The sequence below is a fragment of the Cupriavidus sp. C2SS-8b genome, assembly GCF_057073745.1.
Genome location: NZ_CP172716.1, coordinates 1926297 through 1949400, shown reverse-complemented (window position 1 = coordinate 1949400; position 23104 = coordinate 1926297). Strand labels below are relative to the sequence as shown.

Below are 23104 nucleotides of genomic sequence, written 5' to 3'. Positions count from 1 at the left end.
TGCCGGCGACGCGAGCGCGCCGGCAGTGATGCGATATCTTAGAACTTCTCGAACGGCCCGAGGAAGCGCCATTGCCCCGGCGGCAGGTCGCCCAGCACGATGCGGCCCATGCGCACGCGCTTGAGGCCCACCACCTCCAGTCCCACCTGTTCGCACATGCGGCGAATCTGGCGCTTGCGGCCTTCACGCAGCACGAAGCGCAATTGCTCCTCGTTCTGCCAGCTCACCTTGGCCGGCTTGAGGATCACGCCGTCGAGCGACAGGCCGTGGCGCAGCAGTTCGAGCTGGTCTTCCGGGAAGACTTCGCTGACCTTGCGGTCGACCACGCCTTCGGGCGAGTGCCATTGCACGCGCACCAGGTATTCCTTCTCGACGTTGGAGTCCTCCCCGATCAGGGCGCGGGCCACGCGGCCATCCTGGGTCAGGACCAGCAGGCCGGTCGAGTCGATATCGAGGCGGCCGGCCGGCGCCAGGCCCTTGCGTTGCCACGGCGCAAAGCGCTTGCGCGTCGGGTCTTCCGACCACTGGTTCTCTTCCGTGAAGAGCACGGCGGCGGGCTCGTAGCCGTCTTCGGCCTGGCCGGAGACAAAACCCATCGGCTTGTGCAGGAGGACCGTGACACGCTCGCCTTGCTCGGAGCGTGCAGCCTGGTGGATCTCGATGCTGGCATCAGGCCGCACGCGCGAGCCGAGTTCGGTCACGGGCTTGCCGTCGACCAGCACCCAGCCGCGCGGAATCCATTCGTCGGCTTCGCGGCGCGAGCACAGGCCCAGCTCGGACATGCGCTTGGACAGGCGCACCAGGCCGTCATCGTGGCTGGACTCATGTACGTCGGCGTCGGCGTGGGACGGCTTGTCGGCGCGAGGCGGCCGCGCGCGGTCAGCGGTGTCGCTGAAGCGGCGCGCCGGTGCATCGCCCTCGGTGCGGCGCGGGCGTGGCGGGCGGTTGTCATCGCTGAAACGGCGCGGGCGTGTGTCGTCGTTGCCGAAGCGGCGCGGGGCTTCACCGCCTTCGCGACGCGGCGGCCGGCTGTCATCGCTGAAGCGGCGCGGCCGTGCATCGTCGTTGCCAAAGCGGCGCAGCGCTTCGCCACCCTCGCGGCGCGGCGGGCGGTTGTCGTCGCCAAAGCGGCGCGGGCGCGCGTCGTCATTGCCAAAGCGGCGGGGCGCTTCACCACCCTCGCGGCGCGGCGGGCGGTTGTCATCGCTGAACCGGCGCGGTCGCGAATCGTCATTGCCAAAGCGGCGGGGCGCTTCACCACCCTCGCGGCGCGGCGGGCGATTGTCGTCGCTGAACCGGCGCGGGCGTGCGTCGTCATTGCCGAAGCGGCGGGGTGCATCACCACCCTCTCGGCGCGGCGGGCGGTTGTCATCGCTGAACCGGCGCGGGCGTGCGTCGTCATTGCCGAAGCGGCGGGGCGCATCACCACCCTCGCGACGCGGCGGGCGATTGTCGTCGCTGAACCGGCGCGGGCGAGCGTCGTCATTGCCAAAGCGACGCGGGGCTTCACTGCCTTCGCGGCGCGGCGGCCGGTTGTCGTCGCCGAACCGGCGCGGGCGTACGTCGTCATTGCCGAAGCGACGCGGTGCGTCACCGCCTTCGCGGCGCGGTGGGCGGTTGTCGTCACTGAAGCGGCGCGGGCGCGCGTCGTCGTTGCCGAAGCGACGCGGTGCGTCACCGCCTTCGCGGCGCGGCGGCCGGTTGTCGTCGCTGAACCGGCGCGGGCGTGCATCGTCATCACCAAACCGACGCGGGCGCGACTGTTCATCGTCGAACCGGCGCGGGCGCGCCTGCCGCTCGCCATCGGCCGGACGGCCCTGGCGCGGGGCGCGGCCAGTGGCAGGATCGCCCGGTGATTTTGTCCCCTTGGCGGACTTCGCGCCGCCTTGCGCGCGCCGGATGCCATCCGCCACGGCCTGCACGCGCTTGCGGTTCAGGTCCGAGACGCGCACGGGCCGGTTGCCGGCCGGCTTGCGGGCGGCGTTGTCTTCGGGCGGCTTGATGCCGAGCGTCTTGCGCTTCGGCGAATTGCTGTCGGTCATATCTTCAATGCTGCGCGGCCGGGTCAGATTTCCAGCGCGGCGAGCAGGTCCTGTTCAAGCTGAATCTGCAATCGGTTGTCGGCGGCAAGACGGCTGCCGTCGACAAGGAACACGTCTTCGACGCGTTCGCCAAGGGTATTGATGCGTGCCGTATGCACGGACACGCGATGCTTCGCCAGTACGCGCGCGATCGCGTAGAGCAGGCCGGTGCGGTCGTTGGCCGACAGCGACAGCAGGTAGTACTGGCCGCGCTCGTCGGGCCGCAGGTCCACGCGCGGCTTGATCGGGAAGCTGCGCGACTGGCGCGACAGCCGGCCCTGGCTGGGTTCCGGCAGCGCGGCCTGCTGCTGCAGGCGGTCGCACAGCTCGTGCTCCACCAGCGCGAGGATGTCGCGGTAGTTGCCGCCTTCGCCAACCATGCCAGGATCGGTCACCTGGAACGTGTCGAGCGCGTAGCCGTGGCGGGTGGTGTGGATCTTGGCGTCCTGGATCGAGAACGCCTTGCGTTCGAAGTAGCCGCAGATGCGCGCGAAGAGGTCGGGCTGGTCCTTGACATAGACCGCTACCTGCAGGCCTTCGCCTGCCGGCGAGATGCGGGCCTTCACCACCGGCACCGGACTGTCCACCTTGTTGAACAGGTGGCGCGTCAGCCAGGCGATATCGCGGGAATCGTGCCGCAGGAAGAAGGCCACGTCGAGCTGGGCCCACAACGGCTTGCCCAGTTCGGGATCGAATGCGTTCAGGCGCAGTTGCGAGACGGTTTCTTCCTTGCGCTGCGCCCAGATGGAATGCCGGTCGACCTTCGCGCCGCCCAGCACGCGCAGCGTGATGCGGTACAGGTCTTCGATCAGCTTGCCCTTCCAGGCATTCCACACCTTGGGGCTGGTGCCGCGGATATCGGCGACGGTCAGCAGGTACAGCGCCGTCAGGTGGCGTTCGTCGCCCACCACGCGCGCGAACGCGTGGACGACTTCGGGGTCGGTCAAGTCCTGCTTCTGGGCCACCTGGCTCATCGTCAGGTGGTGCTCCACGAGCCAGCAGATCAGGTCCGCATCGTCACGCGCAATACCGTGCTGCTTGCAGAACCGCCGCGCATCGACGGTGCCGAGCCTGGAGTGATCGCCGCCGCGTCCCTTGGCGATATCGTGGAACAGTGCCGCCACGGAGAGCACCCACGGCTTGTCGAAGCTCGCCATGAGCTGGCTGCAGAACGGGAATTCGTGCGTGTGCTCGACAATGGCGAAGCGGCGCATATTGCGCACCACCATCAGGATGTGCTGATCCACGGTGTAGACGTGGAACAGGTCATGCTGCATCTGTCCGACGATGCGCCGGAAATTGATCAGGTAGCGGCCCAGCACGCTGGTCTGGTTCATCAGGCGCAGCGCGTGGGTGATGCCTTGCGGCTCCTGCAGGATGGCGAGGAACAGGCGGCGGTTTTCCGGGTCGCTGCGCCAGCGCGCATCCATCACGGTGCGCGCGTTGTACAGGCCGCGCAGCGTGCGCGGCGACAATCCCTTGATCCCCGGCGTGCGTTCGTACAGCAGGAAGGTTTCCAGGATCGCGTGCGGATCGTCTTCGTAGAGGCTGTCGCTGGTGATTTCCAGCATGCCCTGGCGCTCGACGAAGCGCTCGTTGATGACGCGCGTGACCTGCGATTCGCTGGGAAACAGCAAGGCCTCGATATTGAGCAGCAGCACGCTGTTGAGTTGGGTCACCGCCTTCGCCGCCCAGTAATAGCGGCGCATGAGCTGCTCGCTGGCGCGCTTGTTGACGTTCTGGCGGTAGCCGAACGATTCGGCCAGGGCGGTCTGCAGGTCGAAGACCAGGACGTCCTGGCGGCGTCCCGCAATCAGGTGCAACCGGGCGCGGATGGTCTTCAGCAGGCGTTCGTTGCGGGCCAGCTCCTGCGCTTCGCGCTGCGTCAGCAGGCCCTTTTCGAACAGTTCCTTCCAGCTGTCGCCCAGGCCGGCGGCCTTGGTCATCCACAGGATCACCTGCAGGTCGCGCAGGCCGCCCGGGCTTTCCTTGCAGTTCGGCTCGAGCGAGTAGGGCGTGTCCTGGTACTTGGCGTGGCGCTGGCGCATTTCCAGCAGCTTGGCCTGGAAGAAGTCTGCCGGATCGAGGTCGGCCTTGTGCTGCGCGCGCATCGCGTTGAACAGCTTGCGCTCGCCCGTCAGCAGGCGCGCCTCCAGCAGCGAAGTCTGGATGGTGATGTCCGCGCGCGCTTCACGGATGCAGTCTTCCACGGTGCGGACCGAGGAGCCGATTTCCAGCCCCAGGTCCCAGCAGATGCCGATAAAGCGCTCCAGCCGGCTCGCAGTGGTGGCGTCGGGTTCCGACGATAGCAACAGCAGCACATCCACATCGGAGTACGGGGACAGTTCCCCGCGGCCGTAGCCGCCGACGGCCACCAGCGCCGCGTCCGCGGGCATGTCGAGTCCGCGCCAGGCTTCGACCAGCGCGGTGTCCACGGCACGGCGCAGGCGCGTGATCAGCGTGCCGACGTGCGCCGTCAGCGCGAAGTCAGCAAACAGGGCCTGCTTGTCGGCTTTCAGCTGATCGCGAACGCGTGCGGCGAGCAGGAGTTCCGGCGTGGTGTCCATGGGCTGTGCGGGAAGATTCGTGGGCATGGCTGGAAAAAGAAAGGCGCCCGTCAGGCGCCCCCAACCATGTTGCGGCTCACGCCGCGACCGACTCCGTAATAAAGGCCGGCGGTGCCGGCGTTGCGGCGGACACGGTCAGCACCTCATAGCCGGTTTCCGTCACCAGCACGGTATGTTCCCATTGCGCGGACAGGCTGCGGTCGCGCGTCTTGACCGTCCACTGGTCGGGCATGGTGCGGATATCGCGCTTGCCGGCATTGATCATCGGCTCGACGGTGAAGATCATGCCTGCCTTGATCTCGGCGCCGGTGCCGGCACGGCCGTAGTGCAGGATCTGCGGATCTTCATGGAAGTTCTTGCCGATGCCGTGGCCGCAGTATTCGCGCACCACGCTGTAGCCGGCCGCTTCCGCGTGGACCTGGATGGCATGGCCAATATCGCCCAGGCGCGCGCCGCCGCGTACCTGCGCGATGCCTTTCCACATGCATTCGTAAGTCACCTGCGCGAGCCGCTTGGCCAGGATCGAGGCCTCGCCGACCAGGAACATGCGGCTGGTATCGCCGTAGTAGCCTTCCTTGGTGATGACGGTGATATCGAGGTTGACCGCGTCGCCGCTCTTGAGCACGCGGTCCCCAGGGATGCCGTGGCAGATCACGTCATTGACCGAGGTGCAGATCGCGCCGGGGAAGGGCGGGTAGCCCGGGGGCGCATAATTCAGCGGCGCAGGCACGGTGCCTTGCACGTCACGCATATAGGCATGGCACAGGCGATCGAGTTCGCCCGTCGTCACACCGGGCTTGACGAACGGCGTGATGTAATCGAGGACTTCCGAGGCAAGGCGGCAAGCCACGCGCATTTGGGCGATGTCTTCGGCGGTATTCAGGTGGATGCTCATGCTGCTTCGCCAGAAAAAGTGAAGGCGAGGCCACGGGCCGCGCCAGAATCGAATAGGGAATGTGGGATTATCGCACCATCGGGGCTCCATCGCAGCGGTTCGCCCGGCAATCGGGGTCAGATGAGAGGGGCAGGCCGTTCTTCAGCGTCCCCATCGGCAGCGTTCGGCTCCGCTTGAGTGGTGCGGGCATTTATTGCTAGAATAGCGGGCTGGCCTGATTGCGGTGCAACCTTTGCCGCTGCCGGTCGTTTTGAAATCGTGAAATCGCTGGTCCGCCCATCCGGGGTGTTCCTTTTCAGGAATGTCGGGGCGGACTTCAGACCTAACCCTATTGGAGTATCACATGTCCGTTACCATGCGCGAAATGCTGGAAGCCGGTTGCCACTTCGGCCACCAGACCCGCTTCTGGAACCCGAAGATGGCCCCCTTCATCTTCGGTCACCGCAACAAGATCCACATCATCAACCTCGAAAAGACGTTGCCGATGTTCCAGGACGCAATGAAGTATGTGCGTCAACTGGCTGCCAATCGCGGCACCGTCATGTTCGTGGGTACCAAGCGCCAGTCGCGTGAAATCCTGGCTGAAGAAGCTGGCCGCGCCGGCATGCCGTACGTCGACGCGCGCTGGCTCGGCGGCATGCTGACCAACTTCAAGACGGTCAAGACCTCGATCAAGCGCCTGAAGGACATGGAAGCCGCCAAGGAAGCCGGCGCGCTGGAAACCATGAGCAAGAAGGAAGCGCTGATGTTCGAGCGCGAAATGATCAAGCTGGAAAAGTCGATCGGCGGCATCAAGGACATGGGCGGCGTGCCTGACGCCATCTTCGTGGTGGACGTCGGCTACCACAAGATTGCCGTGACCGAAGCCAAGAAGCTGGGCATCCCCGTGATCGGCGTGGTCGATACCAACCACTCGCCGGAAGGCATCGACTACGTGATCCCGGGCAACGACGACTCGTCCAAGGCTGTGGCCCTGTACGTGCGCGGCGTGGCTGACGCGATCCTGGAAGGCCGTGCCAACGCCGTTCAGGAAGTTGTCGAAGCCGCTCGCGGCGGTGACGACTTCGTCGACGTGCAGGAAGGCTGATAGCCGGCTGCCGAGAGGACCCCGATCACGCGCATCGCCACGGAACGATCTCAATGCATCGGCCACCGGACCTGGCAAAAGGTACGGGGCGTTGCGCGGAGCCGGTGAATACCGGCCTCGGCACGGCGACAAGAAGAAAAGGGGGCACATCCGGCGCCCCCTTTTTTTGAATTTGCAGTATGTGGATTGTTGTCATCCGCCGCAGGCAAGCTCTGCCGCGGGTGAAGCTGTACACCCCCCGGCCGGTTGCCAGACAGGAAACTGGGGCACCCGGCGCGAACCATTCAAGGAGTGACAAATGGCGGCAATTACCGCAAGCATGGTGGCTGAACTGCGCGCGAAGACCGACGCGCCGATGATGGAATGCAAGAAGGCCCTGACCGAGGCCGACGGCGACCTGAACAAGGCTGAAGAACTGCTGCGCGTCAAGCTGGGCAACAAGGCCAGCAAGGCCGCATCGCGCGTGACCGCAGAAGGCGTGGTCGCCTCGTTCATCGACGGCACCACCGGCGTGCTGGTCGAATTGAACTGCGAGACCGATTTCGTCTCCAAGAACGACGACTTCCTGGCTTTCTCGGCCAAGGTTGCCGAACTGATCGCCAAGCAGAACCCGGCCGACGTGGCTGCGCTGTCGGCGCTGGAAATCGACGGCGTGAGCGTTGAAGCCACCCGTACCGCCCTGATCGGCAAGATCGGCGAGAACCTGACGATCCGCCGCTTCGTGCGCTACGCCAACGGCGGCAAGCTGGTTTCGTACCTGCACGGCACCCGTATCGGCGTGATGGTCGAGTTCGATGGCGACGAAGCTGCCGCCAAGGACGTCGCCATGCACGTGGCCGCCATGAAGCCGGTGTCGCTGTCGGCCGAGCAGGTTCCTGCCGAGCTGATCGCCAAGGAACGCAGCATTGCCGAGCAGAAGGCTGCCGAATCGGGCAAGCCGGCTGAAATCGCCGCCAAGATGGTGGAGGGTTCGGTCCAGAAGTACCTGAAGGAAGTGTCGCTGTTCAACCAGCCGTTCGTGAAGAACGACAAGCAGACCGTCGAGCAGATGCTCAAGGCTGCCAACACCACCGTGAAGGGCTTCACCCTGTACGTCGTGGGCGAAGGCATCGAGAAGAAGCAGGACGACTTCGCTGCCGAAGTGGCCGCCCAGGTGGCCGCTGCACAGAAGGGCTGATGTCCGGGGCGGGGTGCCACCCTTGCGGGTTGGCACGCCGCCTATAATGCCGAAGGGGCGCCGCGAGGTGCCCCTCTGTGTAAGTAGGATCGAAGCAGCAGCACGCGGTCTGTGCACTGCAACAGCCAGTTTCCGGCGTCATCCGCCCGTCGCGGGTGACCCCGAAAACCGGTTCAATCCGGCATTCGCGCGGCCTGCCGCACGGGTGTATCAAAACTATACGTCTCAAATCGAGCGACTTGCTCCTGTCCGAGGGTGAACATGCCAGCCTACAAGCGCGTCCTACTGAAACTCTCCGGTGAAGCCCTCATGGGCGACGATGCCTTCGGCATCAACCGCGCCACCATCGAAGGGATGGTCAATGACATTGCCGAGATCGTGAAGCTCGGCGTCCAGGTCGCGGTCGTGATCGGCGGTGGCAATATCTTCCGCGGCGTCGCGGGCGGTGCCGCCGGCATGGATCGCGCCACGGCCGACTACATGGGCATGCTGGCCACCATGATGAACGCGCTGGCCCTGCAGGACGCCATGCGCCATGCCAATATCGAAGGCCGCGTCCAGTCCGCGCTGCGCATGGACCAGGTGGTCGAGCCTTACATCCGTCCGCGCGCCATTCGCCAGCTCGAAGAGGGCAAGGTGGTGATCTTCGCCGCCGGCACCGGCAACCCGTTCTTCACCACCGACACCGCTTCGGCGCTGCGCGGCGCGGAGATCGGCGCCGAGATCGTGCTCAAGGCCACCAAGGTGGACGGCGTGTATACGGCTGACCCCAAGAAGGACCCGAGCGCCACGCGCTACACCACGATTACGTTCGACGAGGCCATCTCGCGGAACCTGCAGGTCATGGACGCCACGGCCTTTGCGCTGTGCCGCGACCAGAAGCTGCCGATCAAGGTGTTCTCGATCGTCAAGCCGGGCGCGCTCAAGCGCGTGATCCTGGGCGAGGACGAAGGTACGCTGGTCCACGTCTGAAGGCCGTCCGGGCGCGAAATCTGGTGCGCGGCCCGGCAAAGAGTAGAATGATTCATTTTCGATCCCGGGATGCCGGGATCCTGGTAGCTGATTTCCGGAGGTAATGATGAGCGTCGCCGAAACCAAGAAGAGCGTCGAGCAGAAGATGCAGAAGTCGATCGAGGCCTTCAAGGCCGATCTGGCTAAAGTCCGCACCGGCCGTGCCCACACCGGCCTGCTCGACCACGTACAGGTGGACTACTACGGTTCGATGGTACCGATCAGCCAGGTGGCGAACGTCGGTCTGGGCGATGCCCGCACCATTACCGTCCAGCCCTGGGAAAAGAAGATGGTTGGCGCGATCGAGAAGGCCATCCGCGACTGCGACCTGGGCCTGAACCCGGCCACCATGGGCGAAGTCATCCGCGTGCCGATGCCGGCCCTGACCGAAGAGCGCCGCAAGGAACTGACGAAGGTGGTCAAGGGCGAGGCCGAGGGCGCCAAGGTAGCGGTGCGCAACCTGCGTCGTGACGCCAACGAGCAGTTCAAGAAGCTGGTCAAGGACAAGACCATCTCCGAGGACGACGAGCGCCGTGGCCAGGACGACGTGCAGAAGCTGACCGACAAGTTCGTGGCCGAAATCGACAAGCTGGTCGCCGAAAAAGAGAAGGAGATCATGACGGTCTGACGACTGCCCAGCGCCTTGCCGCCGGAGTCTTCAGTGTCGTTTGCCACCATGCAGCACATCAGTTCAACGCTCGCCGTCCCTGACACCACTTATGTGCCCCGCCACGTTGCCATCATCATGGATGGCAACGGCCGCTGGGCGACGCAACGCCATCTGCCGCGCGTGGCCGGTCATAGTCGCGGGCTGGACGCCGTGCGCGCGGTGGTGGAGGCCAGCGCCGCTCGCGGCGTGAAATTCCTGACCTTGTTTGCGTTCAGCTCGGAGAACTGGCGCCGCCCCGCGGACGAGGTCTCGTTCCTGATGCGCCTGTTCATGACCGCTCTGCGCCGCGAAGTGGTCAAGATGCACGCGAACAATATCCGCGTGCGGGTGGTGGGCGACCTGGGCCGCTTCAGCCCGCGCATCCAGCAACTGATCAAGGATGCCGAGGCGCGCACGGCGGGCAACAGCGGCCTGACCGTGACCATCGCCGCCAACTACGGCGGTCGCTGGGACCTGCTGCAGGCCATGCGCAAGATGCTGGCACGCTCGCCGATGCTCGATCCCGAGTCGATCGACGAGTCGGTGCTGGCACCGCACCTGGCGATGTCCTACGCGCCGGAGCCGGATCTGTTTATCCGGACCGGGGGCGAGCAGCGCATCAGTAATTTCCTGTTGTGGCAGCTGGCCTATTCCGAGCTGTATTTCACGGACGTCTACTGGCCGGACTTCGATGCGGCCGAGCTGGACAAGGCCTTTGCCTCGTATCGCCAGCGTGAACGCCGCTTTGGCCGCACCAGCGCGCAGCTGGTTGCGCCGGGGCTGTCCGGCACTGCCTGAGCGGCAGGCCAATCCACCTTTCCACGGGACTAGCAGCGCATGCTTCTCACCCGCGTCATCACCGCCCTGTGCCTGTTGCTGCTGATACTGCCGATCCTGTTCCTGGCGCCGCCTTCGGCGCTGGCCGGCCTGGTCGCGGTGATCGTGCTGCTCGGCGGCTGGGAGTTCGGGCGGCTTATCGGCCTGCGCGGCGCCTGGCCTTACGTCTATGCGGTGGCCTGCCTGCTGGCCCTGATCGCCTGGCATGATCTCCCGTCACGCCATGGCCTGGTCTGGCTGCTGCAGGCAGCCGTGGTCTGCTGGGGCGTTGCGTTGGTGCTTCTCGCGCGCGGGGTACGTTCGGCAACAGCGGGCTTTACCCTCCTGGGAGCCATTCTCGGCCTGATCATGCTGCCCGCCTTCGGGCACGCAACGATGATCCTGCGTGGCGCCGGCATCGGCGTGCTGCTGACGGCTGCGGTGCTGGTGTGGGCCGCCGACATAGGCGCCTATTTCGTCGGCAAGGCCATCGGCCGGCGCAAGCTGGCGCCATCCATCAGCCCGGGCAAGTCGTGGGAAGGCGCTATCGGCGGCTGGCTGCTGGCCATGCTGATCGGCCTGAGCCTGGCGGCAACGCATGCGTTCGCTCCGACCTGGTTCTCGGTCATGGCCGACCATGGCGGGCTGGTGCTGGTGGCGCTCTTGACCACGCTGCTGGTTGCGGCCAGTATCATTGGCGACCTCTTCGAGTCCCTGCTCAAGCGGCAGGTCGGCATGAAAGACAGCAGCCGGCTGTTGCCGGGCCACGGCGGCGTGCTGGATCGCATTGATGCCCTGGTGCCGGTGTTTCCGCTGGCGGCCCTGATGGTGACCTATTTCTGAAGCCGTTCTGTCCTGATATGCATCGAATTACCATCCTCGGCGCTACCGGCTCGATCGGCGAAAGCACGCTCGACGTGGTGCGGCGCCACGCCGACCGGTATGCAGTACATGCCCTGACCGCGCACCGGCAGGTGCAGAAACTGGCGGCGAGCTGCATCGAGTTCAGGCCCGCCCGCGCCGTCGTCGGCACGCCGGAAGCCGCTCGGGAGCTGGAAGCGCTGCTGCGCGCCGCCGGGGTCACGACCGAAGTCAGCCACGGCGAGGCCGCGCTGGAGTCGGTCGCGAGCGATGCGCAGACCGACTCGGTCATGGCCGCGATCGTCGGTGCGGCAGGACTGCGTCCCACCCTGGCGGCCGCGCGCGCCGGCAAGCGCGTACTGCTGGCCAACAAGGAAGCGCTGGTGATGTCCGGGCGCATCTTCATGGATGCGGTTCGCGAGCACGGCGCCACGCTGCTGCCGATCGACAGCGAACACAACGCCATCTTCCAGTGCCTGCCGGCGAACGATCAGCGCTATCGCGCCGGTGTGGCCAAGGTCGTGCTGACGGCGTCGGGCGGTCCGTTCCGTACGCGCGACCCCTCCACGCTGCATGACATCACGCCGGACCAGGCCTGCGCCCACCCGAACTGGGTCATGGGTCGCAAGATCTCGGTAGATTCGGCCACCATGATGAACAAGGGGCTGGAGGTCATCGAGGCCCACTGGCTGTTCGCGGCACCGGCCGAGCATATTGAAGTGCTGATTCACCCGCAGAGCATCGTGCATTCGATGGTCGCCTATCGGGACGGTTCGGTGCTGGCGCAGTTGGGGAATCCGGATATGCGCACGCCGATCGCCTATGGCCTGGCCTATCCCGAGCGGATCGATGCGGGGGTTTCCGCGCTGGACCTGACGCTGGCCGGCGCGCTAAATTTCGAGAAGCCGGACCTGGAACGCTTTCCCTGCCTGGCACTGGCCTTCGACGCGCTGCGCGCGGGTGGCGTGGCGCCGGCGGTGCTGAATGCGGCCAACGAAGTGGCTGTGGACGCATTCCTGCAGGGTAGCGTCCGCTTTACCGACATCGCACGGATCGTTGGCAACGTGCTGGAAAGTACACCCAATCATGCGGCCGATTCGCTTGAATGCGTGCTCGATGCCGACCAGAAGGCGCGGCACACTGCACGTGCCTGTCTGCAGGAGCTGACAATCAGCGCGCCGCGCTGACAGCGTGGCCAGTGGCATCTGCGACAATGGCAATGCTGCGATGGCGCGCGCCCATGACACGTGCGACCGTCATGCGGCCTGGCCACCGCCAGTCCGGCCAACTTTCCTGACGACCCTGCCATGCAAACCGTAATCGCCTTTGTCGTCGCCCTGTGCGTGCTGATCTTCGTGCACGAGATGGGCCACTACCTTGCCGCGCGCGCTTGCGGAGTCAAGGTTCTGCGGTTTTCGATCGGCTTCGGCCGGCCGCTGCTGCGCTGGACTTCCAAGGGAAGGGACCGCACGGAATGGACCGTCGCGGCGATCCCGCTGGGCGGCTACGTCAAGATGCTGGACGAGCGCGAACGGGACCCCGAGCACGATGCGGCCATCGACCCGGCCGAGCTGCCGCGCGCCTTCAACCGGCAGCCGGTGGGCAAGCGCTTCATCATTGTCGCGGCGGGACCTCTGGCCAATTTCGTGCTGGCGATCGTACTGTACTTCGCACTCCTTACAGGCGGGATGCGCGAGCCGGCACCCATCCTTACAGCTCCGGCGAGCGGCACGATGGCGGCCCAGGCCGGCGTGCGCGAAGGCGACCGGGTGCTGTCATTGGAGGCCAACGGGAGTAAAGCAGCCATCCGTTCGTGGAACGAGCTGCGCATGGCGGTATTTGCCGAAGGCTTCGGTGACGCGCGCGCCGTGCTGCGCGTGCGCGGCACAGACGGCGGCGAGCGCGACCTGACGCTGGCCCGGCTGCCGAGCACCGGCAGCAATCCTGATCAGGATCCGCTTGCCATGATGGGCCTGGCGCTGAAGGGTGGCCCTGTGACGATCACGGAAGTCCTGCCCGGTTCCGCGGCGGAACGGGCCGGGCTCAAGCCGGGCGATCGGGTCGTGGCATGGCAGGGCACATCGCTCACGCAGGCCACTGAACTGATCAAGGCAGTGCGCGCGCATCCGGGCCAGCGCGTGGTGCTGGGCATCGAACGCGGTGGCCGGCGCGTCGATGTTCCGGTAACGCTGGACAGCACGCCACCCCGCGAAGGCGACGCCCATGGGGCAGCCCCGTCGGGCAAGCTGGGCGCGGCGCTTACCCAGGCGGTGCAGATGGAAACCGTGCGCTATGGGCCGGTAGAAGCGCTGTCCCGTGCCACCGGCCAGGTCTGGAGCACCAGCGTGCTGTCGCTCAAGCTGCTCGGCAAGATGCTGATCGGGCAGGCTTCGCTGCAGAACCTGAGCGGCCCGCTGACCGTGGCGGACTACGCCGGACGTGCCGCGCACCTCGGCGTGCAGGCCTTTGTCAGCTTCCTGGCGCTGGTCAGCGTCAGCCTCGGCGTGCTGAATTTGTTACCTATTCCGGTTCTGGATGGGGGGCATTTGCTGTATTATTGCGTGGAATTTTTGACTGGCAGGCCCGTCCCAGACCACTGGCAGGCAATGCTGCAGAAGGTAGGCATCGCCTGCATCTTGCTCCTGACTTCGCTCGCTTTGTTCAATGACGTCAGCCGGATGTTCCTGGCCAATGGCTAGAAACAGGTAACGGCAAGCAGGGCGGTCGTGTTGCCGACACCGTCGCCCGGGACGCTATTGACAGGCGCAGTCCCACGAAGCATCGGAGCGCAATCCTGGATGGAATCAAAGAGGGGATCAAGATTGATCAGACATAAGCGCATCTCGCTGGGCTTGCTAGCGAGTGCCATTATTGCAGCCTGGAGCCCGGCAGGCTGGGCCGCCGATCCGTTTGTCGTGAAGGACATCCGCGTTGAGGGTCTGCAACGCGTGGAACCCGGTACGGTCTTTGGCTATCTTCCCGTCCGCGTGGGCGAGACGTTCACCGACGACAAGGGCGCCGACGCCATTCGCGCCCTGTATAACACGGGCTTCTTCAAGGACGTGCAGATCCGCGCCGAAGACGGCGTGCTGGTCGTGCAGGTGGAAGAGCGCCCGGCTATTTCGCAGCTCGAATTCGTCGGCATCAAGGAATTCGACAAGGACACGCTGCGCCGCTCGCTGCGCGCCGTGGGTGTCGCCGAAGCGCGCTACTACGACAAGGCCCTGATCGACAAGGCGGAGCAGGAACTGAAGCGCCAGTACGTGGCCCGCGGCTATTACGCGGCCGACGTGCAGACCACGATCACGCCGGTGGACCGCAACCGCGTGTCGGTCGTGTTCAACGTGGAAGAGGGCCCGGTCGCCAAGATCAAGCAGATCAATATTGTCGGCAACAAGGCCTTCAAGGAAGGCACGCTGCGCGACGAGATGCAGCTGTCCACGCCGAACTGGCTGTCCTGGTACACCAAGAACGACCTCTACTCCAAGCAGAAGCTCACGGCTGACCTGGAAGCGCTGCGTTCGTACTACCTGAACCGCGGTTACCTGGAATTCGCCATCGAGTCGACCCAGGTGTCGATCACGCCGGACAAGAAGGACATCTACCTGACGCTGAACATCAAGGAAGGCGAGCAGTACAAGGTGTCCGATATTCGCCTGGCCGGCGAACTGCTCGGCAAGCAGGAGGAAATGGAAAAGCTGCTGCAGCTGAAGAAGGGCGATATTTTCTCGTCCGAGAAGCTGACGGCCAGCACCAAGTCCATTACGGACCTGCTCGGCACCTATGGCTATGCGTTCACGACGATCAACCCGCAGCCGCAGATCGATCAGGAAAAGCGCGAAGTCGCGCTGACGCTGATGGTCGATCCGGGCCGCCGCGTGTACGTGCGCCGCGTGAACGTGGTCGGCAACAGCAAGACCCGCGACGAAGTGGTGCGCCGCGAAATGCGCCAGATGGAAAGCTCGTGGTTCGACAGCGAGAAGCTCCAGCAGTCCCAGGCGCGTATCAACCGTACCGGCTACTTCACCGACACCAACATCACCACGGAAGACGTGGCCGGCGCGCCTGACCAGGTCGATGTGAACGTCAATGTGACTGAAAAGCCGACCGGCCAGATCAGCCTGGGCGTGGGCTTCTCGTCCACGGACAAGCTGGTGTTGCAGGCCGGCCTGCGCCAGGACAACGTGTTCGGCTCCGGTACCAGCCTGGGCCTGGACGTGAACACCGCCAAGTCGTTCCGTACCATCGCGCTGACGCAGTACGACCCGTACTTCACGGTGGATGGCATCAGCCGCTCGACCGATATTTACTACCGTACGTCGCGTCCGCTGTACTACACCGGCGACCAGGACTACAAGATCGAAACGGCGGGTGGCGGCTTCAAGTTCGGCGTGCCGTTCTCGGAAGTCGATACCGTGTTCTTCGGCATCGGCTACGAATGGACCCGTATCTCGGTCTCGCCGAATACGCCGGCCCAGTACGTCAAGTTCCTGCACGACATTGGCAAGCTTCCGGCCGGCCAGACCGTGGGTACTGCGTCGCCGATCAACAACTTCCCGTTCACGATCGGCTGGGCGCGTGACCGTCGTGACTCGGCGCTGGTGCCGACCAAGGGCCCTTACACCCAGGCCAACCTGGAAGTCGGGATCCCGGGCGGCGACGTGCAGTACTACCGCGCCAGCGTGCAGCAGCAGTACTTCTATCCGCTTTCGAAGGCCTTCACGCTCGCGCTTAACGGTGAAGTCGCCTATGGCCACGGCTATGGCAACACGCCGTTCCCGGTGTACAAGTACTTCTACGCCGGTGGTATCGGCTCGGTGCGTGGCTACCAGACCAGCACGCTGGGCCCGAAGGACCAGAACGGCAACCCGGTGGGTGGTGCGTCCAAGATGATCGGTAACGTGGAATTCATCTTCCCGCTGCCGGGCTCGGGCGTGGACCGCACCCTGCGCCTGTTCACCTTCTTCGACTTTGGTAACGTGTACCAGGAAGGCGCGCCGCTGTCGTTCAGCGAACTGAAGTACTCGACCGGTTTCGGCATGTCGTGGCTGTCGCCGATCGGCCCGCTGAAGATCAGCATGGGCTTCCCGTTGAAGAAGGACGATACCGACAAGGTTCAGCGCTTCCAGTTCCAGATCGGCACTGCGTTCTGATTCTGTAAAAGGATCTGTTTCATGAATACAAAATCCAAATTGGTCAAGACCCTGAGCGCCGCCGCCGTGGCAGCTGCGGCGCTGTGCGCGGCAGCACCGGCGATGGCCCAAGAAGCCCGCATTGCTGCCGTGAATTCCGAGCGCATCCTGCGCGATTCGCAGCCGGCCAAGGCCGCGCAAGTCAAGCTGGAGCAGGAGTTCTCCAAGCGCGACCGCGAGCTGCAGGACATGGCCCAGAAGATCAAGGGCATGGCCGACAAGCTGGACAAGGACACGGCCGTGCTGGCCGACTCCGACCGCCAGCGCCGCCAGCGTGAAGTTGCGGACCTGGACCGCGAGTTCCAGCGCAAGCAGCGCGAATTTCGCGAGGACTTGAACCAGCGCCGCAATGAGGAACTGGCACAGGTGCTCGAGCGCGCCAACCGCGTGATCCGCTCACTTGCCGAGCAGCGCAAGTACGACCTGATCGTGCAGGAAGCGGTGTATGTGAACCCGCGCATCGACATCACCGACGATGTGATGAAGGCGCTGAACGCTGGCGGCAAGTAAGCCGCTGGCTGTTTCTTTTCAGGAAGTACCGCCATGGAGACACCCACACTGGGGCAGCTCGCCACCGAGAACGGCGCGCAGGTTGTGGGTGATCCCGACCTCGCGATCATTGGCCTGGCTCCGCTGGACCAGGCCGGTCCCGGCGAACTCTCGTTTCTCTCCAATCCGCTCTACCTGTCGCAGGCGCTGGCTTCCAATGCCAGTGCGGTGATCGTGTCGGCGCCGGATCTGGAGCGCATCCGTGCGCAGGGGCAGGCCGACGGCCGCAACTGGCTGGTGGCACGCAATCCGTACGTCTGCTTTGCCTGGATTGCGCAGCGCTTCGATAAAGCCAACCGCGACACGCGCACGGGCATCGACCCGCGCGCCAGCGTTGCCCCGGGGGTTGCCGTTCCGGCTTCATGCTTCATCGGGCCAAACGTGGTGATCGAAGCCGGGGCGCGCATTGGCGAGCGCGTGCGTATCCTGGCCAACGGCTTCGTCGGCGCCAACGCGGAGATCGGCGACGATTCGCTGATCTACGCCAATGTGTCGGTCTACCACGATTGCGTGGTCGGCGCGCGCGCGATCCTGCACAGCGGGGTCGTGATCGGTGCGGACGGGTTCGGCTTTGCGCCGGACATCGGCCCCACCGGCGTCGAATACGTGAAGATTCCGCAGACGGGCCGGGCAGTGCTCGGCAACGATATCGAAGTTGGCGCGAATACCGCCATCGACCGCGGCGCGATGGCCGATACCGTCATCGAAGACGGCTGCAAGATCGACAACCAGGTCCAGATCGCGCACAACGTGCGGGTTGGCGCCCATACGGTGATTGCGGGCTGCGCGGCGGTGTCGGGCAGCACGCGCATCGGACGGTTCTGCGTGATCGGCGGTGCCGCGAATTTCTCGGGGCACCTGACCATCGCCGATCGCACTACGGTATCAGGCGGGACCTCGATCACGAAATCCATTACCAAGCCCGGCGGCCACTTCACCAGTGTGTTCCCGTTCCTGCCGCATGGCGAATGGGAGCGCAACGCTGCGATCGTGCGCGGCCTGACCAAGCTGCGCGAACGCGTCATGCAGCTGGAGCGCCGCCTGCGCGGCCAGTCCGCCGGGACCCAAACCTCACAAGACTAAGACTAGAGAAAGATCATGACCGCCGCCGAAATCGACATTCGCAAGATCCTCAAGCTGCTGCCCCATCGCTACCCGATGCTGCTGGTGGACCGCGTGCTCGAGTTCGATCCGCAGAAGCGTATCAAGACGCTGAAGAACGTCACCATCAACGAGCCGTTCTTCCAGGGACATTTCCCCGGCCAGCCGGTCATGCCCGGCGTGATGATCCTGGAAGCGCTGGCCCAATCGGCCGGCCTGCTGACCTTTGGCGCCGACATGGAGCGCAAGGAAGGCGCGCTGTACTACTTCGTCGGCATCGACGGCGCGCGCTTCAAGCAGGTCGTCTATCCGGGCGACCAGTTGCATATGAATGTGACCGTGGAGCGCTATATCCGCGGCATCTGGAAGTTCAAGGCATTTGCCACGGTGGACGACAAGGTAGCGTGCGAGGCGGAGCTGATGTGCACCGTCAAGCAGGCTGACGCCTGAGTCCAACTGCCCGCGGCAGCGCCGCCGGCACGGCGGCTACCTGCCGCCACGCCTGGGCCGGGGCGGCCCAGCCACGCCCCCAGACACCAGACCAACAGGACAGGACGTATGACGCAAATCCATCCCACCGCACTGGTCGACCCGAAAGCAGAACTTGCGGCCGACGTGACCGTTGGCCCGTTTTCCATTGTCGGGCCGAATGTGCGGATCGGCAGCGGCACCCAGATCGGCGCGCACTCGACGGTCGAAGGCCATACCACGATCGGCGAAGGCAACAAGATTGGCCCGTACGCTTCGGTGGGCGGTGTGCCGCAGGACATGAAGTACCGCAACGAGCCGACCCGGCTCGATATCGGCGATCGCAACACCATCCGCGAATTCACCACGATCCACACCGGCACGGTGCAGGATCGCGGCGTGACCACGATCGGCAGCGACAACTGGATCATGGCCTACGTGCACATCGCGCATGACTGCTCGGTGGGCAACCACACGGTGTTCTCCAGCAATGCACAGATCGCCGGCCACGTGGAAGTGGGCGACTGGGCGATCCTCGGCGGCATGAGCGGCGTACACCAGTTCGTGCGCATCGGTGCCCATGCCATGCTGGGCGGTGCTTCCGCCCTGGTGCAGGACGTGCCGCCGTTCGTGATCGCGGCCAGCGACAAGAGCGGCAACAAGGCCACGCCGCACGGCGTCAACGTAGAAGGCCTGCGCCGCCGCGGCTTTGACGCCGCGCAGATTGCCGCGCTGCGCCAGGCTTACAAGCTGCTTTACAAGTCGGATCTCAGCTTCGACGACGCCCGCAATGAAATTGGTGCCCTGCTGGCACAAGCCGATGCGAGCACCGCAGAGCCCCTGCGCGCGTTCCTGGACTTCATTGCCGCCACCCAGCGCGGCATCGTGCGCTAAGACTGGCCGGACATGGTCGACGTCGCGATTCGGGGCAGCTCGCCTGACGGTACTGCAAGCCACGCAAGCCAGCGCGGCACCATTGCCATGGTGGCCGGTGAAGCCTCCGGCGACCTGCTGGCATCGTTGATGCTGGGCGGGCTCAAGGCCCGGCTGGGCGATACGGTCAGCTATGCCGGCATCGGCGGCAAGCGCATGATGGCGGAGGGATTTGTTTCCCACTGGCCGATGGAGACACTGTCGGTCAACGGCTACGTCGAGGTCCTGGGTTCGCTGCGCGAGATCCTGGCCACGCGCCGCGCCATCCGTGATTCGCTGCTGGCGAATCCGCCGGCCTGCTTTATTGGCGTCGATGCGCCGGACTTCAATTTCGGGCTCGAGGTGCCACTGCGGCGCGCGGGGATTCCGGTGGTCCATTTCGTCAGCCCGTCGATCTGGGCCTGGCGGGGCGGGCGCATCCGCACCATCGCGCGCGCGGTTGACCACATTCTCTGCCTGTTTCCGTTCGAGCCCGAGATCTATGCCAAGGCCGGTATTCCGGCCACCTATGTGGGCCATCCGCTGGCCGACGTCATTCCGATGGTGCCCGATGTCGCGGGCGCGCGCGCGGCGCTGGGCCTGCCTGCGGGCCATCGCGTGGTAGCGGTGCTGCCGGGCAGCAGGCAGTCCGAGGTGCGCAATCTCGGCGCCACGTTCTTTGCCGCCATGGCGCAGATGCAGCGCATGGATCCGAACCTGGCGTTCGTGCTGCCGGCCGCGAGCGCGCCGTTGCGCGCCATCGTGGAGAGCCTGCACCAGCAGTATCCGGAGCTGCGCCTGACGATTGTCGATGGCAATTCGCACCTGGCCATGGAATCCGCCGATGTGGTGCTGCTGGCCAGCGGCACCGCGACGCTCGAAGCGGCGCTGTACAAGAAGCCGATGGTGATCTCGTACAAGGTGCCCTGGCTGACCGCGCAGATCATGAAGCGGCAGGGCTACCTGCCCTACGTCGGCCTGCCGAATATCCTGTCAGGTCGCTTTGTCGTGCCCGAGTTGCTGCAGGACGATGCCACGCCGGAAGCGCTGGCGCGCGAGACGCTGCTGCAGCTCAATGACCAGGGCAATATCGCCTTCCTGTACGAACACTTCACGCGCATGCATGAAACGCTCAAGTGCAATACGGCGCAGATTGCCGCCGACGTGGTCGTCGACCTGATGCATGCGAGAGGGCTGGCCTGATGGCGCGCCGCAATTCGCCATCTCCGCAAATGGGACTCGACCTTGCGCCGGTAGCGGCGAGCGTCCGGTTCGTTTGCGGTGTCGACGAGGCCGGCCGGGGCCCGCTGGCGGGACCGGTGTACGCCGCGGCCGTGGTGTTCGATCCTGCCAGGCCGATGCTGCGCGGGCTCGCGGATTCGAAGATTCTTACCGCGAAAAAGCGCGAGGAGCTCTACGACAAGATCTGCGAACGCGCGCTGGGCTGGCATATCGCCTTCGCCACCGTGGAAGAGATCGATTCCATCAACATCCTGCATGCATCCATGCTCGCCATGCAGCGTGCAGTGCAGGGACTGGCTGAGAAGGGCATTACGCCGGACCTGGTCCAGGTAGATGGCAACCGCTGCCCGCAGGTCCCGTTTCCGGTCGAGGCGATCGTCAAGGGCGATGCGTTGGTCAAGGCCATCTCGGCGGCGTCCATCCTGGCGAAGGTCGCGCGGGACCGCGAGCTGCTGGTCTTGCATGACGCCTATCCGCAGTACGGCTTCGACGCCCACTCGGGCTACCCGACGCCGCAGCACCTGGCGGCCCTCGCACAATTCGGCGCTTCGCCGCACCATCGGCGGTCGTTCGCACCCGTGCGCGAGGCATTGGCCCGCGGCCCGGCAGCCTTTTGAGCGCCGCGCGCGCATCGAGAATCAACCTGTGAAGCACGTCACTTCGCGCGACAACGCGCTGTTCAAACATCTGAAGGCCCTGGCTACGTCGACGCACCAGCGCCGCAAGGCCGGGCAGTCGCTGCTCGATGGCGTGCATCTAGCCCAGGCCTATGTCGCGGCGCTCGGGCAGCCGGTCAGCTGCGTGGTGTCGGAGCGTCACTACGATCATGCCGAAGTGGCGCCCTTGCTGGCACAGATCGACAGCCAGCGCGTTGTCGTACTGGCCGACGCGCTGTTCGTGCAGGTCAGCGGCGTAGCCAATGGCATCGACCTGATGCTGGTGATCGAAACGCCGCCGGGACATTTGCCGGCGCGGATCGAGGAAGACTGCATCATCCTCGATGGCTTGCAGGATGCCGGCAATGTCGGGTCGATCCTGCGGAGCGCGGCCGCGGCCGGTATCCGTCACGCGTTCCTGGGCACCGGCTGCGCGTTCGCGTGGTCGATCAAGACGCTGCGCGCCGGCATGGGCGCCAACTTCCACCTGAACATCGTCGAGCACTGCACCGTCGACATGCTGGCACCGCGGCTGGCCGTGCCGCTGCTGGCGACGTCATCGCATGCCGATGCGGCGGTGTTTGATACCGACTTGCGCCAGCCGGTTGCATGGATCGTGGGCAACGAAGGCGCAGGCGTCAGTGCCGCGTGGATGGAGCGCGTGGCGCGCACCGTCGGCATTCCGCAGCCCGGAGGCCTGGAATCGCTGAACGTAGGCGCGGCAACCGCGATCTGCCTGTTCGAGGCGGTGCGGCAGCGGCGTACGGCGCCCTAGGCGCCGCGATGTTCAGTAGTTGTCGCGATTATCGACCTTGATTTCCTGCAGGATGGTCGTAGCAATTTCCTCGATTGACTTGTGGGTCGATGACAGCCACTTGATGCCTTCCCGGCGCATCATCGCCTCGGCTTCGTTCACCTCGTATCGGCAGTTTTCCACGGCGGCGTACTTGCTGCCGGGGCGGCGCTCGTTGCGAATTTCCGTGAGCCGCTGAGGATCGATGGAAAGGCCGAAGATCTTGCTCTTGTAGTCGTACAGGGCCTTGGGCAGCTTGCCGCGCTCGAAGTCGTCGGGAATCAGCGGATAGTTCGCCGCCTTCAGGCCGTACTGCATGGCCAGGTAAAGGCTGGTCGGGGTCTTGCCGCTGCGCGAAACGCCGACGAGGATGACGTCGGCCTCCTGCAGGTTCTTGTGTGACTGGCCGTCATCATGGGCGAGGGAGAAATTGATGGCCTCGATGCGGTTCTTGTAGGCCTCGGTATCCGCGTTCTGGTGAAAGCGGCCGATCGCATGCGTGGACTTGAGCCCGAGTTCCTTTTCCAGCGGTTCGATGAAGGTCTGGAACATGTCCAGGATCATCGCCTTGGCGCGTCGCAGTGCCTTGTTCGCTTCCTGGTTGACGAGCGTGGTGAAGACGATCGGTGGAGCGCCTTCAGCGTAGAACGCTTCGTTGATTTTCCCGACGGCAATATGTGCCTTTTCCGGAGTATCGACGAACGGCATGCGCACCTTGCGGAAGCGCATTTCGAACTGTGCCAGGATCGAGTGGCTGAACGTTTCGGCGGTAATGCCGGTGCCGTCCGAGACGATGAACACCGTTCGGGTGGCGGGGCGGTCGCTCGTGACGGGTTGGGGAGACTGCGGCGTGGCACCGGCATTTGCCGGCTGGGCGCCGTCCGGCGCGACAGGCTCAGACATGGGCAAGCAGAATAAATAGATTGGATGTTCCGCAGAAAAGTGCGGCGCAGCACGGTAGAATAGCGGCGATCTTTTCGCTAAGCAATTCCGTTGGGCCTTTGCCGGTGCGGCCTTCCCGGCTGGAATTGTTGACAATGTGCGCTG

Annotated in this window: 20 protein-coding genes; 16 read left to right on the top strand and 4 right to left on the bottom strand. The window is 64.9% G+C overall.

All coding sequences use genetic code 11. From position 1 onward, the window contains the following. Window positions 1–38 precede the first annotated feature (38 nt). The 3 genes from ACIGJB_RS09010 to map all read right to left on the bottom strand — a co-directional run bounded on the left by ACIGJB_RS09010 (window position 39) and on the right by map (window position 5543). Window positions 39–2042: a pseudouridine synthase gene (locus tag ACIGJB_RS09010; RefSeq protein WP_483729532.1), complete on the bottom strand. Its 2004-nt coding sequence runs from the start codon at window positions 2040–2042 to the stop codon at window positions 39–41. A gap of 23 nt (window positions 2043–2065) precedes the next feature. Beyond that, on the bottom strand, window positions 2066–4648 hold the full coding sequence (locus tag ACIGJB_RS09005) for a [protein-PII] uridylyltransferase (protein ID WP_483729531.1): 2583 nt from the start codon (window positions 4646–4648) through the stop codon (window positions 2066–2068). Between the two features lie 76 nt (window positions 4649–4724). Further along, window positions 4725–5543 (bottom strand): type I methionyl aminopeptidase, encoded by an 819-nt coding sequence (map, locus tag ACIGJB_RS09000; RefSeq protein WP_483708253.1) that lies wholly within the window; start codon window positions 5541–5543, stop codon window positions 4725–4727. Window positions 5544–5886: 343 nt separating this feature from the next. On the opposite strand from map, the gene rpsB reads away from it, so the two are divergent. The 16 genes from rpsB (at window position 5887) to ACIGJB_RS08920 (ending at window position 22039) form a co-directional block, all read left to right on the top strand. Further along, complete coding sequence (rpsB, locus tag ACIGJB_RS08995; protein ID WP_483729530.1) at window positions 5887–6630, top strand: 30S ribosomal protein S2; 744 nt, start codon at window positions 5887–5889, stop codon at window positions 6628–6630. Between the two features lie 298 nt (window positions 6631–6928). Then, window positions 6929–7807 (top strand): translation elongation factor Ts, encoded by an 879-nt coding sequence (gene tsf, locus ACIGJB_RS08990; RefSeq protein WP_483729529.1) that lies wholly within the window; start codon window positions 6929–6931, stop codon window positions 7805–7807. Between the two features lie 261 nt (window positions 7808–8068). Beyond that, window positions 8069–8779, top strand: a complete 711-nt coding sequence (gene pyrH / locus ACIGJB_RS08985) for a UMP kinase (RefSeq protein ID WP_483708250.1) — start codon at window positions 8069–8071, stop codon at window positions 8777–8779. Window positions 8780–8885: 106 nt separating this feature from the next. Next, window positions 8886–9446: a ribosome recycling factor gene (gene frr / locus ACIGJB_RS08980; protein WP_483708249.1), complete on the top strand. Its 561-nt coding sequence runs from the start codon at window positions 8886–8888 to the stop codon at window positions 9444–9446. A 48-nt stretch (window positions 9447–9494) separates the two neighbouring features. Further along, window positions 9495–10265: an isoprenyl transferase gene (locus ACIGJB_RS08975; protein WP_483732296.1), complete on the top strand. Its 771-nt coding sequence runs from the start codon at window positions 9495–9497 to the stop codon at window positions 10263–10265. Between the two features lie 39 nt (window positions 10266–10304). After that, window positions 10305–11126, top strand: coding sequence for a phosphatidate cytidylyltransferase (locus ACIGJB_RS08970; RefSeq protein ID WP_483729528.1), 822 nt, complete (start codon window positions 10305–10307; stop codon window positions 11124–11126). A gap of 17 nt (window positions 11127–11143) precedes the next feature. Next, window positions 11144–12331, top strand: coding sequence for a 1-deoxy-D-xylulose-5-phosphate reductoisomerase (ispC, locus tag ACIGJB_RS08965; RefSeq protein WP_483729527.1), 1188 nt, complete (start codon window positions 11144–11146; stop codon window positions 12329–12331). A 120-nt stretch (window positions 12332–12451) separates the two neighbouring features. Then, the gene (gene rseP, locus ACIGJB_RS08960) at window positions 12452–13843 is read left to right on the top strand and encodes an RIP metalloprotease RseP (RefSeq protein WP_483729526.1); all 1392 of its coding nucleotides are present in this window, start codon (window positions 12452–12454) and stop codon (window positions 13841–13843) included. A 99-nt stretch (window positions 13844–13942) separates the two neighbouring features. Then, window positions 13943–16297, top strand: a complete 2355-nt coding sequence (bamA, locus tag ACIGJB_RS08955; protein ID WP_483729525.1) for an outer membrane protein assembly factor BamA — start codon at window positions 13943–13945, stop codon at window positions 16295–16297. A gap of 21 nt (window positions 16298–16318) precedes the next feature. Further along, a complete protein-coding gene (locus ACIGJB_RS08950) occupies window positions 16319–16846 on the top strand; it encodes an OmpH/Skp family outer membrane protein (RefSeq protein WP_483708244.1) in 528 nt (175 codons plus the stop codon). 33 nt (window positions 16847–16879) lie between these two features. Next, on the top strand, window positions 16880–17968 hold the full coding sequence (lpxD, locus tag ACIGJB_RS08945; protein WP_483729524.1) for a UDP-3-O-(3-hydroxymyristoyl)glucosamine N-acyltransferase: 1089 nt from the start codon (window positions 16880–16882) through the stop codon (window positions 17966–17968). Window positions 17969–17983: 15 nt separating this feature from the next. Further along, entirely contained in the window at window positions 17984–18436 is a 453-nt protein-coding gene (gene fabZ / locus ACIGJB_RS08940; RefSeq protein WP_483729523.1) for a 3-hydroxyacyl-ACP dehydratase FabZ, read from the top strand. A gap of 108 nt (window positions 18437–18544) precedes the next feature. Continuing rightward, on the top strand, window positions 18545–19348 hold the full coding sequence (gene lpxA / locus ACIGJB_RS08935) for an acyl-ACP--UDP-N-acetylglucosamine O-acyltransferase (protein ID WP_483729522.1): 804 nt from the start codon (window positions 18545–18547) through the stop codon (window positions 19346–19348). A gap of 87 nt (window positions 19349–19435) precedes the next feature. Beyond that, entirely contained in the window at window positions 19436–20569 is a 1134-nt protein-coding gene (gene lpxB, locus ACIGJB_RS08930) for a lipid-A-disaccharide synthase (RefSeq protein WP_483732295.1), read from the top strand. After that, complete coding sequence (gene rnhB / locus ACIGJB_RS08925; RefSeq protein ID WP_483729521.1) at window positions 20569–21225, top strand: ribonuclease HII; 657 nt, start codon at window positions 20569–20571, stop codon at window positions 21223–21225. The genes lpxB and rnhB overlap by 1 nt, the downstream gene beginning before the upstream one ends. A 28-nt stretch (window positions 21226–21253) precedes the next feature. After that, window positions 21254–22039 carry a TrmH family RNA methyltransferase gene (locus ACIGJB_RS08920; RefSeq protein ID WP_483729520.1) on the top strand — a complete coding sequence of 262 codons (786 nt, stop codon included), beginning with the start codon at window positions 21254–21256 and terminating at the stop codon, window positions 22037–22039. 12 nt (window positions 22040–22051) lie between these two features. On the opposite strand, the gene ppsR is transcribed toward ACIGJB_RS08920, so the two are convergent. Next, window positions 22052–22858 (bottom strand): posphoenolpyruvate synthetase regulatory kinase/phosphorylase PpsR, encoded by an 807-nt coding sequence (ppsR, locus tag ACIGJB_RS08915; RefSeq protein WP_483732294.1) that lies wholly within the window; start codon window positions 22856–22858, stop codon window positions 22052–22054. Window positions 22859–23104 lie beyond the last annotated feature (246 nt).

Excerpts from the sequence above, each read along its gene's own strand:
- ACIGJB_RS09010 (WP_483729532.1), bottom strand. The coding sequence starts at position 2,042 with ATGACCGACAGCAATTCGCCGAAGCGCAAGACGCTCGGCATCAAGCCG.
- ACIGJB_RS09005 (WP_483729531.1), bottom strand. The coding sequence starts at position 4,648 with ATGGACACCACGCCGGAACTCCTGCTCGCCGCACGCGTTCGCGATCAG.
- map (WP_483708253.1), bottom strand. The coding sequence starts at position 5,543 with ATGAGCATCCACCTGAATACCGCCGAAGACATCGCCCAAATGCGCGTG.
- rpsB (WP_483729530.1), top strand. The coding sequence starts at position 5,887 with ATGTCCGTTACCATGCGCGAAATGCTGGAAGCCGGTTGCCACTTCGGC.
- tsf (WP_483729529.1), top strand. The coding sequence starts at position 6,929 with ATGGCGGCAATTACCGCAAGCATGGTGGCTGAACTGCGCGCGAAGACC.
- pyrH (WP_483708250.1), top strand. The coding sequence starts at position 8,069 with ATGCCAGCCTACAAGCGCGTCCTACTGAAACTCTCCGGTGAAGCCCTC.
- frr (WP_483708249.1), top strand. The coding sequence starts at position 8,886 with ATGAGCGTCGCCGAAACCAAGAAGAGCGTCGAGCAGAAGATGCAGAAG.
- ACIGJB_RS08975 (WP_483732296.1), top strand. The coding sequence starts at position 9,495 with ATGCAGCACATCAGTTCAACGCTCGCCGTCCCTGACACCACTTATGTG.
- ACIGJB_RS08970 (WP_483729528.1), top strand. The coding sequence starts at position 10,305 with ATGCTTCTCACCCGCGTCATCACCGCCCTGTGCCTGTTGCTGCTGATA.
- ispC (WP_483729527.1), top strand. The coding sequence starts at position 11,144 with ATGCATCGAATTACCATCCTCGGCGCTACCGGCTCGATCGGCGAAAGC.
- rseP (WP_483729526.1), top strand. The coding sequence starts at position 12,452 with ATGCAAACCGTAATCGCCTTTGTCGTCGCCCTGTGCGTGCTGATCTTC.
- bamA (WP_483729525.1), top strand. The coding sequence starts at position 13,943 with ATGGAATCAAAGAGGGGATCAAGATTGATCAGACATAAGCGCATCTCG.
- ACIGJB_RS08950 (WP_483708244.1), top strand. The coding sequence starts at position 16,319 with ATGAATACAAAATCCAAATTGGTCAAGACCCTGAGCGCCGCCGCCGTG.
- lpxD (WP_483729524.1), top strand. The coding sequence starts at position 16,880 with ATGGAGACACCCACACTGGGGCAGCTCGCCACCGAGAACGGCGCGCAG.
- fabZ (WP_483729523.1), top strand. The coding sequence starts at position 17,984 with ATGACCGCCGCCGAAATCGACATTCGCAAGATCCTCAAGCTGCTGCCC.
- lpxA (WP_483729522.1), top strand. The coding sequence starts at position 18,545 with ATGACGCAAATCCATCCCACCGCACTGGTCGACCCGAAAGCAGAACTT.
- lpxB (WP_483732295.1), top strand. The coding sequence starts at position 19,436 with ATGGTGGCCGGTGAAGCCTCCGGCGACCTGCTGGCATCGTTGATGCTG.
- rnhB (WP_483729521.1), top strand. The coding sequence starts at position 20,569 with ATGGCGCGCCGCAATTCGCCATCTCCGCAAATGGGACTCGACCTTGCG.